General features: G+C 31.8%; 10 protein-coding genes. 3 read left to right on the top strand and 7 right to left on the bottom strand.

Annotated elements, in window-relative coordinates; translation table 11 throughout:
- Positions 1-56: 56 nt before the first annotated feature.
- Positions 57-725: a pyridoxamine 5'-phosphate oxidase family protein gene (locus ABW636_RS00050; protein ID WP_367587899.1), complete on the bottom strand. Its 669-nt coding sequence runs from the start codon at positions 723-725 to the stop codon at positions 57-59.
- A gap of 132 nt (positions 726-857) precedes the next feature.
- Here ABW636_RS00050 and pdxR point away from each other — a divergent pair, with 132 nt between their 5' ends.
- Complete coding sequence (pdxR, locus tag ABW636_RS00045) at positions 858-2,300, top strand: MocR-like pyridoxine biosynthesis transcription factor PdxR (RefSeq protein ID WP_367587898.1); 1,443 nt, start codon at positions 858-860, stop codon at positions 2,298-2,300.
- A gap of 289 nt (positions 2,301-2,589) precedes the next feature.
- Here pdxR and ABW636_RS00040 read toward each other — a convergent pair whose 3' ends face one another.
- Entirely contained in the window at positions 2,590-3,678 is a 1,089-nt protein-coding gene (locus tag ABW636_RS00040; RefSeq protein WP_367587897.1) for a glycosyl hydrolase 53 family protein, read from the bottom strand.
- A gap of 283 nt (positions 3,679-3,961) precedes the next feature.
- Positions 3,962-4,213, bottom strand: coding sequence for a hypothetical protein (locus ABW636_RS00035; protein WP_367587896.1), 252 nt, complete (start codon positions 4,211-4,213; stop codon positions 3,962-3,964).
- Positions 4,214-4,848: 635 nt separating this feature from the next.
- On the opposite strand from ABW636_RS00035, the gene ABW636_RS00030 reads away from it, so the two are divergent.
- Complete coding sequence (locus ABW636_RS00030) at positions 4,849-7,122, top strand: S9 family peptidase (protein WP_367587895.1); 2,274 nt, start codon at positions 4,849-4,851, stop codon at positions 7,120-7,122.
- A 197-nt stretch (positions 7,123-7,319) separates the two neighbouring features.
- On the opposite strand, the gene ABW636_RS00025 is transcribed toward ABW636_RS00030, so the two are convergent.
- The 4 genes from ABW636_RS00025 to ABW636_RS00010 form a co-directional block, all read right to left on the bottom strand.
- Positions 7,320-10,946 (bottom strand): fibronectin type III domain-containing protein, encoded by a 3,627-nt coding sequence (locus ABW636_RS00025; protein WP_367587894.1) that lies wholly within the window; start codon positions 10,944-10,946, stop codon positions 7,320-7,322.
- A gap of 601 nt (positions 10,947-11,547) precedes the next feature.
- On the bottom strand, positions 11,548-12,114 hold the full coding sequence (locus ABW636_RS00020) for a pentapeptide repeat-containing protein (protein ID WP_367587893.1): 567 nt from the start codon (positions 12,112-12,114) through the stop codon (positions 11,548-11,550).
- A gap of 45 nt (positions 12,115-12,159) precedes the next feature.
- Positions 12,160-12,534, bottom strand: coding sequence for a VOC family protein (locus tag ABW636_RS00015; RefSeq protein ID WP_367587892.1), 375 nt, complete (start codon positions 12,532-12,534; stop codon positions 12,160-12,162).
- 54 nt (positions 12,535-12,588) lie between these two features.
- Entirely contained in the window at positions 12,589-13,761 is a 1,173-nt protein-coding gene (locus ABW636_RS00010) for a proline dehydrogenase family protein (protein WP_367587891.1), read from the bottom strand.
- Between the two features lie 167 nt (positions 13,762-13,928).
- Here ABW636_RS00010 and aroB point away from each other — a divergent pair, with 167 nt between their 5' ends.
- Positions 13,929-14,999 carry a 3-dehydroquinate synthase gene (aroB, locus tag ABW636_RS00005; RefSeq protein ID WP_367587890.1) on the top strand — a complete coding sequence of 357 codons (1,071 nt, stop codon included), beginning with the start codon at positions 13,929-13,931 and terminating at the stop codon, positions 14,997-14,999.
- Positions 15,000-15,152 lie beyond the last annotated feature (153 nt).

Genomic DNA, 15,152 nt, shown 5'->3' with positions numbered 1-15,152 from the left:
TTTTGATTGATGATATTTATAAATCACTCTGAGGTAGATTCATTGTACTACTGCATTTAAATAGTATTCCATTTTTCAACATATTCCAACACTGCTTTTGGAATCTCCATACCTTCCTGCAAGTCTTTGTCAGAAATAGGAGTTTCTGCAACTTGTCTTAAAGGAACAACACCTGCCCATATGGGTAATTCATAATCTTCTTTTTCATCTACCACACCTTCTGCTCTTATTTTTGCAGAAGCCATATCCATACTTATTTCGATAACCAGCGTTGCATTAAACTCTTTTTCATTTGGCTGCCTAATATTATCCCAATGGCCAGGTACCATATGATTTAAGATACATTCCAATGCTTTCATTTTTTCTGTAGGTTCCTCTACTTTTTTTACGCTTCCAAAAACAGTAACCGAACGATAGTTTGCAGAATGATGAAACGCTGATCTCGCTAAAACTAATCCGTCGAGATGCGTAACAGAAAGACTCGCTTCTTTTGCGGCTAACAAAGAAAGCATCATTCTATTTTTTAAAGATCCATGTATATAAATTTTATCTTCGGATCGCCCGTAAGCCATAGGAATCACAATCGCTTTACCTTCCCAAACATACCCCACATTACATAAAAATGCATCGTCTAAAATGGCATTAATAGCTTTAACATCATAATTCGCTCTTTTTGGTCCCCTAACTACCTTATTTAATGTTGAAACCGGATACTTTGTCATCATTCGATTGTTTAATTACTTCAAAAGTAGTAGTTTTATGGTTCGTTATACTGATCCAGTTTTTAAATATTCTATAGTCCGGTTTTGTTTCCTTTTAAAAATAATATTTCTCTTGTTCGCAATACGAATCGTAATTTGTATTTACAATTATGTGATCAGATAATTGGTTTTATAAAATCTGGTCAACTACCTCCAGCTACAAAACTTCCTGGCTCACGAAAATTGGCAGAAGACCTTAATATACACCGTAAAACAGTCATTGCCACCTACGAAGAACTTATCTCTCAGGGTTGGATAGAAACCGTTCCCTCACGGGGTACCTTTGTAACGGCTTCATTACCTATAGTTAATCCAGAAAAAATTGATCTGGATACTAATCAAAACTACCTAAAGAATAAAAGTGGTTTTTCTTTTTACATGCGCCCTCACCTCATGTTTAAATCGATTGCTGTGAACGATAAAAAAATATTACGTATTGGTGATGGAGCACCAGATCATCGATTAGCACCTATTGATGAAATAGCAAAAATTTATCGTAACATAACAAAAAAGAGTCACCATAAAGATTTGTTAAAGTATAGCTCTATTTATGGAAATTTTGAACTAAGAAAGAACCTGGCAACCTATTTAAATCAAACCAGAGGATTACATATTACTACAGATAATATATTAATCACACGAGGAAGCCAAATGGGAATTTATCTGGCAAGTCAATTGTTACTTCATCCAAAAGGCACCATTGTTGTCGGCAACACAAATTATATGACTGCAGATGATACTTTTAAAGAGGCTGGTGGCAGTATAGAACAGGTAATAGTAGATGATCAAGGATTGGATACCGATGAGATAGCCACACTTTGCAAAACCAAAGACATTAAAGCGATCTATGTAACCTCTCATCATCATCATCCTACAACAGTAACACTCTCTGCCAAAAGACGTATGCATTTATTACAACAAGCGCAGCAACATCAATTTGCAATAATAGAAGATGATTATGACTATGACTTTCATTACACCAATGCTCCTATTCTTCCTCTAGCAAGTAATGATACTAATGGAAACGTAATTTATATTGGTGGTTTTACTAAAATGATAGCCCCCGCCATGCGTGTGGGATACTTGATCGCTCCAAAAGATTTTATAGATGAAGCGGCAAGGTTACGAACAATTATAGACAGACAAGGCGATACTATATTAGAACAGGTACTTGCCCAGATGCTAAGCTCTGGAGATGTGCAACGTCATAGTAATAAGGTGATTAAAATTTACAAAAAACGAAGAGATTTGTTTTGTTCACTTTTAAAAGAGAAACTCGGCAACTATTTTAGTTTTGATATTCCTAATGGTGGTATGGCAGTTTGGGTAAAACTCAACAAATCTTATCATTGGGATCAAGTATGTGAAACAGCTAGAGCATATGATCTAACGATTAATCCCGATTGGAGACGCTACGACAATGATAACTCTGGGCACAACGGGGTTCGGATGGGGTTTGCTGCTTTAAACGAAGAAGAAATAAGAGAAGTAATACATCGAATGGTAACAGTTTTCAAAACATTAAAACAAAATCAATAACCACTAACCCTCGATCATCGACATTGCCAATATCCTCAATTTATCTCAAAACATTTTAAGATCAACCATCATAAATAATAGTGGTTGCTAGTATACCGAGCAGTAATATTAACAAAACAAAAAAACTACTATGAATTTAATCCCCAAAAAAGGTTTTTACCGACTCTTTAGTATAAATTACTGATTACAAAAGAGTTTCATTTATAATAACTTTTAAAACCCCTTACAAAACTAATATACAATGAAGAGTTTATTATTGGTACTTTTATAGTTGGTATTGCATTAAATATTACTTTTCACTCAACACACTTTTCCAGGTAACAAACGCTTCTCGTTCTTTCCCTTCTTCATCAATAAGCCCTGCATCTCTCCATAATTTACCTTGGTCTTTTCTATCATCAGGAAACGTTTCCCACAAAGCATCAAAGTCTCTATAGGCCCACCAAATCACAAACTCATAATCTTGTTCTCTAGCATTAGCAAATAGTGTTTTCAAATATGTATCTTGTTCCTTTGCATTTCCCGGAATAAATACATCGAAACTCGAAACAGATAAATCTTCAGCAATATGCCCGCTCTCTACAAAGGCAATCGGTCTGTTAATTTTTTTATGTAAAAAATCAAAAGTTTGCTGAAATTCACTTTCTGAATGTTGATTTTTCAAAAAAGGATAAAAGCTAATTGCTACAAAATCTAATTGATTCATGTAATCAATCATTTCATCGATATAAACATTAGGGTTTATTATAGTCGGATTATATAAATTATGCAAAGAAATAGATTCTGATACCTTAAGGTTAGGGTATAGTTGTTTGATTCTTAATTTTACATTTTTAATCAGTAAGGTATATTCTTGCCATTTACCTTCTTCTTTTAGACGTAGTTCATTTACTTCTATCGCAATTACTAAAAAATCAGGTTTCAGTTGGTCAACCAGGTATTTAACATGTTTAAAATATGCATCTTCAATATGAACATCGTTCAAACCAGTATAGCTTGGTACAATATCATTATAATCGGTTGTAAGTTCATCTCGATCCAAATTAAGTAAACCAACAGAAAGTAATAATTGTTTATCTTCTATTTTTCTTTGCACTCTACCTGCAATCTCTCCTGTAAATTCTGCCGGAAGTGGCAAATCATTAATCCAGGAATCCCAAGGAATGTGATAATCGATATGCTCTGTATAAATATCTGCATTGTTTTTTATAAATTCATAAGTTACTGCTACATCTTCTGGATTAGGGCCATAGCTCCAAGTGGTAAATCCCATATTAAAATTTCGTTGAGTAGCTTCAGAAGTATTTTCATCATTCTTTGAACACCCAAAAAAAGAAATTATAAAAACATTTAAAACAACAACCATTCTATAATCCATATAATAAATAGCATTTAGCGTTATAAAATCTACTCTCTTAACTTACTTAAAGTTTTTATCTTTCTTGATAAACTGTTATAATATAACACCTTTTTTGAGAGTTTTATTTTAACAGTATCAAAAGTTATATTATAAATAAAACCTTAATTTAAAAAATTAGTTGTTAAACTAGAAAAGCACAAGTGATTAACTTGCGCTTTCATATATATAAATTATATCAACTTATTAATTAATACCAATTCACACTTAAAGTTACCATACTATTTTATAAAATAAAGGCAAATCAGACAACTCTTGCTGGCTTATGTAAACCAACAACAGTAAGTACAGCAGCACCATTAATCCAATAGTAATAAGCATCTATACCTTTAAAAGAGAATATAAAAGTTGCTAAAATAAATATGATTGCTACAGAAAAATCTACCATCAAATGAACTTGATAAGGAATGATTCTAAACAACCCTAATTGATGGTCGGTTAATATAGTTAAAACAAATGCTGCAATTCCCTTAGCAACCGATATCTTTAAAGCCATAGGGTGGGAATCACCTAATCCAAGTACAAAAGGAAGTACTACTAATGCTATCGCAACAGGGGTAATCTAAAAACGAATGTATTTTTTGAGTTATAAAACGCATAATTTTGATTTTTTAATGATTAAACTTTTAAAGCGACTTTCTTTACAAAAGAAAAAACAGAGTACTACATGTTGAGTTTATTGATTTTACTATTTGTTAAAACTCATGGTACTGATATTACTTTAACAAAGAAAGTACGATACAAAGATCAAGAGAAAGAGAAGTAATATTGGCACAAAAAAGTAGCCAAAAGTTGTACTTTTTAAGATCGTCTTTTACATCAAAATAACGATTTGATTTCTTTTTCAAATTGTTATGAATAAAATTACCCTTACTTACAGTTTTGATATATAAACCAAAAGAAAGCCCTATATAACTTCGAAAAATTCTTGCAATTTTAGTTTCAAAATTACTACTCATTATTCCTGTAAAAACATCACTTTTTTTGCGAATACAATCCGAATTTTAACATTTTATAAAATTTTAAATCAGATTTAGGTTTTAAAAGTAAGGGAATATTCGCACTTTTGGAGCGTGTTATAGCACTACACAACACTAATTTATTACCGTTTTTAAGTAAAAAATATAAGAAATGAGATTTTTAAAAACATTGTCAATATTGCTAAGTGTATTGTTTGTTTTTTCATGTAAAGAGAAAACAAATAGTATTACAGAAAAGGAATATCAAAATGCAGTAAGTTATATGTATGATAATTACAATAACAAAACAGCTTTTAATCTTTACACATCTGTAAATTGGTTTACAGATAATTCTGGACTATGGTTTATAGAACATAGTGAAAAAGGAAAAATGTATAAAACCGTCGATTTTGATGACAACGAATCAAAATTATTATTTGATCATCAAAAACTAGCAAATGCTTTAGATACATTAACAGAGAATAAAGTAACAGAAAATGATATTTCTGTTTCAAATATTCAATTAAAAGAAAACGGAAATTTATCTTTTAACTTCGAAAACAAAGGGTATCTATTAGATATTAAGACGTATCAGGTAACTAAGGAGGAAGAAGTAAAAAAAGAAACTAGAAATCCTTTAGAAAGTGTTTCTCCCGATGGAAAATGGGTTGCTTTTACCAGAGATTACAACTTGTACATTAAATCTACCTCATCTAATCAAGAGTACCAATTGACTAATGATGGTGAGAAAGGATATGAATACGGAACCTGGTATGGATGGTATGATACCATTGAAGGAGAAAATGGAGAGCGTCCAGCACATTTTTATGTAAACTGGTCGGAAGACTCTAAATGGATAACTACTAATGTGGTAGACCTTAGAAATGCAGAAAAAATGTATTTATTAGATTTTAGCATCGACTCTCTATATAGACCAAAACTTCTTTCTTATTACAGAGGTTCTCCTGGAGATACTACTATGGTACACACCCAACCTGTATTTTTTAATGTAGCAACCAAAAAAGAAGTAAAAACAACATTGCCTAAGAACACTCATATCAACGATGCATATTCTGAGTGGACCAATACATCTGGAGTTATTATTGGCGGATATCAGGAAAGAGGATTTAAAAAAGAACATTTATTTCTTATCGACCTAAACACCAACACATCAACACCTTTATTTACAGATGAGAGCAAAACCAATATTGGTAATTTTTCATATGTACAAATGAAAAAGAGTGAAAAAATAATTGTTTTCTCAGAAAAAAGCGGGTGGAGACAATTGTACCTGGTAGATATGAAAACTGGGAATTCATCATCTTTAACCAACGGAGAGTATTTTGTAAATTCGATCCCATATATTGATGAGGAAAATGAAATTATTTATTTCATGGCTTCTGGAAAAGAAGAAGGAAGTAATCCTTATCACCAAAAACTTTACAAAACTACCTTAGATGGAAAGGTTACTTTATTAACTCCTGAAGAAACGCATCATATTGTATCTTTTTCTGAAGATGGAAAACATTTTGTAGATAATTATTCTACGATCAACATCCCTACTACTACCGTATTAAGAGCATCGGATTCAGGAAAAATTATTACCGAGTTAACAAAAGCAGATGTATCGTACGCAACTTCTAAAGGTTGGACAGCTCCAGAAGTATTTGAATTAACTGCTAAAGATGGTAAAACCACTATATATGGCGCCTTATGGAAACCCTCTAACTTTGATCCATCAAAATCGTATCCTATCATAGATGCGACTTATTCTGGACCTCATACTCAATTGTTCCCTAAGTCTTTTAGTGGGATTTTTGGCAGACAATCTTTGGCAGAATTAGGTTTTGTGGTAATGGTTGTGGATGGTTTAGGAAGTTATGGTCGCTCTAAAGATTTTCAAAATCAGTCCTACAAAAACATGCAAAATAACCTAAAAGACCATACACTTGCTATTAAACATTTAAGAAGTAAGTATTCATGGATTGATTCTGATAAAGCGGGAGTATTTGGACATTCTGCAGGAGGATATGATACAGGTAGAGCCATGTTGGCTTTCCCAGAAACTTACAAAGTAGGAGTGTCTAGCTCTGCGGATCATGATTTTAGAATGGAAAAGGCCTGGTGGCCAGAAATGTATCAAGGTTGGCCAGTAGATAGTACATACCATACTATTTCTAACGTAACTAATGCAGCAAACCTACAAGGAAAACTGTTATTAGTACATGGTGGCATAGATGAAAATGTAAACCCATCGGCCACTTATAAATTTGCTGAAGCGCTAATAAAAGCAGATAAAGATTTTGATTTGCTAATATTACCTAGCCAGAGGCATCAATATCGAGGGAAATCCAGAAAGTATTTTCTTAAAAAGAAATGGAATTATTTTGTAGAACATCTAGCCAATAAAACACCTATATGGGATTTTAAATGGAGTTACGAATAACATAAATCTTGTTCTAAAAAAATAGCCTTTTCATATACCGAAAAGGCTATTTTTTAGAAACTTATATTTTTTACTTTGTTACATCGTCTAAGTTGTAGAGTTCAATACTGTTATTTCATTCTCTAATCTTCTTTTTAACCAACACAGGTTATAGACAAAAGAAATGTTCTATAATTTTTAAACCTATATATGATTAGTTACTTTTTTAAAAAGGAAAAGATCTTAACGCTTTTCTCTGTTTGAATTTTTAACAAATACATTCCATTAATTAGCCCATCAATATGTATAGATTCATTATTATACAACTTGCCAAAAAGTAGCTTTTGTCCGCTTAAACTAATAATTTCATATGGATAGCTTGCATAATCAGGGATTTTCATATCCACATATAACAAATTTGTTGCAGGATTAGGATATACAACAACATTATCTCTTGATACTAGATCATCATTATATGCTTTTTTAGATTCTTCAATAATATTTTCTTTTATTTCTTCTGGTTCATCGAAATAAATAATTGCAGGTAATGACTTATTACCAGCAGCATCAATAGCGACAATTGAAAATGATTTGATATTAATACCTCCAGTTATTATGCTAAATTTAGCATTTGTTCCTTGTAAAAAAACTCCTGGAGTCCTTGCTTCGGGTCCATAACTCAACTGATACCTTACTACCCCAACATTATCAGTTGATGCTTCCCATGCTAAATCCACAATAATTTTCTCTCTGGTTAATCCCAAAAAAATACTGTAATCTGTTGTAACAATTTTTGATCCTATAAGTTTTTTAGGAGTTGTTGGTCGTTCATTATCTTCAAAACAAGTTAATTCACCAATTATTGCATTAGAAGGTTCTGATCTATTACCAGCCATATCTACAGCAACAATTCTTAGGTTGTAAGAAGATGTTTCTTTAGGTAATTTAATATTTAAAGAATTACTAATACTAAAGATATTGAATGTTCTTGCAATTATTTTATCATTTTCATCCAAAATCAAGTGATTACGCACACCTTCCTCTAATTTTGGGTTATCCCATGTTATGAATACCGAACTATTCGAAGTTCCTACTACCTTAAATCCACTAGGAACTGAAGGTTTTTCTGTGTCTTCTGTTGATGTTGTAAAAGTTATCACATTACTTTTATCTGATTTATTACCAGAAATATCTACGGCTCTTACATAAACTTTATATTGTGTATTCTTTTTTAGTTCTAAATTCCTAGAAGGCCATGCACTGTTGTCAGGAAACAATTCCTCATTAATGTAAACTTCATACCCATTTACTATATAATTATCAGTAGATTTATCCCAGACGATTATAACTCGATTACCATTCTCAATATTATGTAATCTTAAATTTTTCGGGGTTGTAGGAACTTCTGTCTCTTTTTCTCCAGGGATGGTCTCTTTTAATACTTTAGAAATTCTACTGTTATTACTTGTATCGAATGCTTTTACTAAAAATTGATACTCTACTCCAGGAGCTAAAATACTAGTATCTATTTCTAATTCAGTGCTGGTGGTTGAGCCAACTAATCCTACTCCCGGGTTTATATATACATCATATTTTGAAATTCCTTGATTATCCGTAGATGCTGTCCATGTAAGCGTAAACGTTTCTTCTTTTACATCTACTATTTTTAGATCAGTAGGAGCAGATGGCTTCTCATTATCTACAACTATGTTATCATCAAACTCTACAAGAAATGCATTACTTGGAGTCGAAATATTACCTAACCTATTAACTGCATAAACCTTTACGGTGAAAGATCTTCCTCTACTTCTAAAATTTATATCAGTAGTTGTTTCATCTCCATTTACTGATTTTATAAACCCATCATCATAAAAAGGAAGGTCATTATAAATTTTATATGAGGCAACCTCTTCGTTACTATCGCCTTTTTCCCAAGATACTTGAAAATTATTTAAATCGATAGGCACAACCTTAAGTCCTATTGGTGCTGATGGTCTATCTATTTCATAATCCTCATTATCCTTTTTAGCTGTAGTAAAGGAAACTAAATCACTAGAGTCTGACCAATTATTCACATGATCACGAGCAAATACTTTATATGAATACGTTTTATTAGAAGATAAGTTACTAATAGTTACATTAGTATTATTGGTTCTAATTACAAAATTACCATTTTGATCATAGATCGCATATTCTATAACTCCAACATCATCTTTAGACGGTAACCAGGATAAACTCGCTGCGTTTGTTGTAACATTAGACACCCCAAAACCAAGTGGTTTTGTAGGAGAAACATTATCATCGATTTCCCGAGTCCACACCCAAATCGAGGCTGGTTCAGAAGACCTATTCCGATAAGAATCAACAGCATAAACTTTAAAAACATATAAATTATAAGGCATTATTTTTTTTGAGATTCTAATAAATGTATCACTAATATTAGCAATCAATTCTTCAGAATTATATACTTCATAAGATACTTTACCACTATTATCTTTTGCAGTATTCCAAGTCAGTACCAAACTATCTCCAGTAACATTAACAGCTCTTAATTGTTGTGGTACAGATGGAAGTTCTACATCTGGTTGGCCTTTTGTTTTCACAACTAATACCTTACTAACCTCTGAAGGATTCTCACTAGTGTCAATAGCCTTTATACTAAAATTATAAGTATAACTTGCTTTTAGATTATCAATATAAATAAAGTTATCGGTCGTTTCTTCTAATAATATACCACTTTCAAAAATTTCATACTTAACTACTTTAGCATTATCGGTAGATTTTTTCCAACTTAGTTTAAAAGAGGTTTCTGTAACATCTGATGCTTGAAGTTCTATTGGAGTAGATGGCTTTTCAGTGTCCTTTTCACCACAGGTTATAATACTTACCGTATTACTAGGAATCGAAGAATTTTTCGCCTTATCGACAGCAACAACTTTGATATTATAAGAACTACCTGGCAATAATTCTTTTATTGTAAAGGTATTATTTGAGGTTGTTCCAATAAGATTATCATTAGAAAATATTTTATACGAGACTACGGCGACATTATCTGTTGAGGTTTCCCATTCTAATGATGCAGACGTTTCAGAAAGATGAGGCACTCTTAAATTAAATGGAATTGAAGGAGAGTAAATATCATTTTTTTTAATTGTTTTTATCTCTATAGGAGTACTTGGAGCTGAATAGTTTCCAGAGATATCTCTTGAATATATTTTAAATTTGTAGTAGGTAGCCTCTCTTAATCCATCAATAATAATAGAGGTATTGGTAGTTGTATATTCTACTACATGACTTGCTTCATTAAGAATTACATATTCTCTAATCCCGATATTATCATTGGCGGTATCCCATACCAAATGTACAGAGCAATCACTAATATCCAAAACTCTTACACCACTTGGAACAGAAGGAGGGTGTATATCTTCGTCTAAAGTACTTACAGAAAACTCATTACTACTAACAGACTCTCTTCCGTAACCGTCTCTAGCGTATACTCTAAATCCATAGTTGGTACTTGGCTTCAATTTGGTAAGGTAAACCAAGTTAGTACCTTTTTTAACAGTCACTAGTTTACCATATTTACTATACACAACATATTCTTTTATATGAATATCATTTTCAGGGTTTTCCCAGGATAATTTTAATGAAGTGGTTCCTATATTAGAAGCTTTTAGCCCCCAAGGAGCAGGAATACGTTTCTTTTTGGAAAAACTATTATCTTTTTCTTCTTTATGAATAAGTTGCTTATTCATGCTATAACTATTTATTCCTATTCCAAAAATGAAAGAAATTAATAAGAATACAGTTAACTGTTCTTTTTTAGTAACAAACTTGAGAAACATGGTTTTGAGGTTTTAAGAAGGTTTTATACAATTAAATAAAAGTTAATAAAAATGATTAAAGATTTTAAAATCTATCACAAGACAGGTTTTATAAATGTATTGTTTCTTTTATAATGTCCATACTTCTAGAAATACGATATTTCTGATTTGTATATTATCAAATAATAATATTCAATTATTTTTTAAAGAGACAATAACAGATTTTCATCATTTAAAAGTTATATAAATAATTATTTTAAATATAACCCATTGTTTACAAAACAGATAGACCAATTACATAAACCGTAGACATGATTGTATAAACTGCAAATATGATTGTATAAACTGCAAAAAATTATAAAACACAAAAAAGAAGTTCTTAACCTTACTCTCACAAGTTCCCCAAGATAGAATCATAAAGAATTCTTTGGTTAGCTTGTATTCATTACGTTTAGCAATGAAAAGTCAAAGTATTATAAAATTGGGAAGTACAGAAAGTTTTTAGTTTAGAAATAGCAGCCCAATTTTAAGCTAAACAATTTTCGAACATTTCCAATTATAGCAGGTAGTTTATCTCTTTGTAATAGATATTTGATGCATAGGGTTTAAACAATCACATACATTACTCTAAAACCAAATCATATTTCGATAATAAACCACCAAGGTCTGCTACTTTAAACTTTGCCTTTTTAAGCGAGTTTATTTCGGGATTGATACAAAAGTTTCTGGCTGTTCTAAAATCAACTTTATCTGCAATCGTTTTTTCGAAAACTGCATCAGCCAAATCAACATTATCAAAGATAGTTCCTGTCAGGTTTGTTTCTGTAAAATCTGCTTTTTTTAAGCTTCCACCAATAAAACGGGTATTTTTCATAGTAAACCCATAAAAAGATATATAATCCAGATTACAATGCTCAAAAACAACACTAAATAAAAAATCGTTGCACACGCTAAAATCAATCCCTAATAATTTACAGTTGATAAATATTACTTCCTGAAAAGAAGTTTCTTTCATCATTACATCACTAAACTTACAAGAATCAAATGTGCACTCTAAAAAAGTTACAACAGACATATTAGTGTTAGAAAAATCACAATTGACAAAAGTACAGTTGTCATATTCTTTTGAGGGTAATTTTTGATCAGAAAAACTCTGATTTTTAAAGTTTTTATCAATGATAACGCTCATACGTTTTAAAGAATATTATTTGAGTTTAAAGACATACTATTATACTCATACACGCCAGGGTGGATTTTTTCTATTATCACCTGCAAAATATAAAACTATTAGATTTCCATCAGGATCTTTTAATCTTGCTTCTCTCCATAACCAGCGTTGGTCTATGGGCAATTGGTCAAAAATGATACCTTCTGCAATCAGGCGTTCTACTTCATGATCTAGTATTTCGGTTTCAAAGTACACATAAACTCCTTCGCCCTTAGGTAATTTTTCAACCTGATGAATCGAAAATGTGGCATTTCCTTTTGGACACTCAAAACGAGCATAATGAGGTAATGCCTCTACAATTAAGTGTAACCCTAGTTTTTTATAAAAGGTAATAGATTTTTCAACATTAATAGCAGGAACTGTTATTTGATTTAGATTCATAACTTATTACTATTTTACCTATTGACACTTTTACCTATCCAAATTCGTACTCTTTTACAATTTTCTTCTCTTTTTTTCTTGAGACAATAAATTGAGTTCTCTACTGGTTTGACCTGCTACCGAAGTATTTTCTTCTGCTCTTCTTATTAAGTATGGCATCACATCTCTTACAGGGCCAAATGGTAAATATTTTGCAACGTTATACCCTAATTCTGCCTGGTTAAAACTAATATGATCACTCATACCAAATAATTGACCAAACCATACTCTAAAATCATTTTTGGCAATATTACGTTCTTTCATTAATTGCATCGCCAAATAGCTACTCTTCTCGTTGTGGGTACCTATAAACACAGAAATATCTTCTATATTATTAAGAATATAGGTCATTGTAGTATCAAAATTCTCGTCGGTATGTTGTTTATCCTTACAAATTGGAGTTGGATACCCTTTTTCGCGAGCACGATCATTCTCTTTTTCCATATAAGCACCTCTTACGATTTTTACACCAATTTTAAATCCAAATACCTTAGCTTCTTCATGTAATTGTTGTAAATATTCTAATCGATCGTGTCTATATAATTGTAACGTATTATAAACAATTGCTTTTTCTTTATTGTATTTGCGCATCATTTTTGCTACCAGTTCATCTGCTGCACCTTGCATCCAACTTTCTTCTCCATCGATCAATACTGCTACATCACAATCATAAGCTTTTTGACAAACCGCATCAAAACGCTCTTCGATACGAGCCCACTCCTGTTCTTCTGATGCTGTAAGTGGCGTTCCTTCTGTTTTCTTTTGCCAAACTAAAAACCTACCTAACCCTGTAGGCTTAAATACTCCAAAAGGCATTGCATCCTTTTCGTCTGCGAATTCTAATAACTCTAGTGTTTTATGTAATACAGCATCGAACTGGGCTTCTTCTTCCTTTCCTTCTACAGAATAATCAAGAACAGAACATACTTTTTTTGAATACATCTTATCTACTACCGGCATACAATCCTCTTCACTTACACCACCGCAAAAATGATCAAAAACAGTCGCTCTAATAAGTCCCTGAACCGGTAAATGTGCTTTTATAGCAAAATTTGTAACAGCAGTACCAATTCTTACCAATGGCTCATTTGCTATCATTTTAAATAAGAAATAAGCTCTTTCTAGCTCAGAATCACTTTTTAAAGCAAATGCGGTCTCTGTGTTATCAAACAAGTTGTTTTGACTCATCAAAATAAGTATTAAAAATTAGTAAATCTGTAATTTTATATAAAAATACGATCGAATATTGCGTATCCCATTAGTATATTTTGCAATATCTGGCAAATATAGAACTTACTAGTTTATTTTATTACAAATTCTGCTTAATTTCGCTGCCTGATAATTAACACATGATTATGAAACCTATTGTCTCAAAAGACTCTGTAGTATATTTTGGTGAAGACTGTTATACCATGTTAAATACGTATCTAGAAAAAGCAAATCATTCTAAGATATGTATTTTGGTAGATACCAACACCCATGAACATTGTTTACCGCTCTTTATGAGTAAAATTGAAAAAGAGTATGACATAGAAATTATAGAGGTTGAACCCGGCGAAATTCATAAAAACATCGAGACTTGTAGTGGTGTTTGGAATGCACTTTCTGACTTAGGAATGGATCGAAAGAGTTTGATGATTAATCTTGGAGGTGGTGTTATCACAGATTTGGGAGGATTTATTGCATGTACTTATAAAAGAGGGATTAGTTATATCAATATCCCTACCTCTTTGTTGGCTATGGTAGACGCTTCTGTAGGAGGAAAAACAGGGGTCGATTTAGGCAACCTAAAAAATATGGTCGGTGTTATTAGTGAATCAGAAATGGTGCTGGTGGATACAGTGTATCTTGGCACGCTACCTGCCGATCAAATGCGAAGTGGTTATGCAGAGGTTTTAAAACACGGGCTTATACAAGACAAAGGATATTGGGATAGAACAAACGATCTTTCTAAACTAAGTACAACAGATCTTGATCAAATAATTTATGATTCTGTCATAATTAAAAATAAAATCGTTTTTGAGGATCCTACAGAACAAAATATTCGTAAATACCTTAATTTTGGTCATACACTGGGTCATGCCATAGAATCCTTTTACCTCACTCATCCAGAAAAACCTACTTTATTACATGGTGAAGCGATCGCAATTGGGATGATTATGGAAGCCTATATCTCTGTGGAATTATTATCATTAACAAACAATGAGTTAGATCAAATTACCAAAGTACTATTAGCAACTTTTCCTAAAGTAGACATCGATTCTAATGATCATAAAGCTATCATGGATCTTCTAGTACATGATAAAAAGAACGAGAGCGGAAATATCTATTTTGTATTATTAAATACCATTGGAGATGCAAAGTATAATTGTATCGCTTCTGATGAATTAATAATTAAATCGTTTGAGTATTATCAATCTGTGTAAATACTAAATTTCACAAGGATATAAAACATAGAAAAGAGGTCGTCTAAAAAGTTATTTTTAGGCGATTTTCTTTTTCATCCATTATGGTTTTTGTTGATTTTTTTCAATTTTAGGATTAAAAGATGTGTTTTAAAAAGGCACACGCAATCCTAT

This window comes from Aquimarina discodermiae, from assembly GCF_040786235.1.
GTDB lineage: Bacteria > Bacteroidota > Bacteroidia > Flavobacteriales > Flavobacteriaceae > Aquimarina.
The sequence above is the reverse complement of the archived record's forward strand: the minus strand, read 5'-3'. Positions and strand labels throughout refer to the sequence as shown.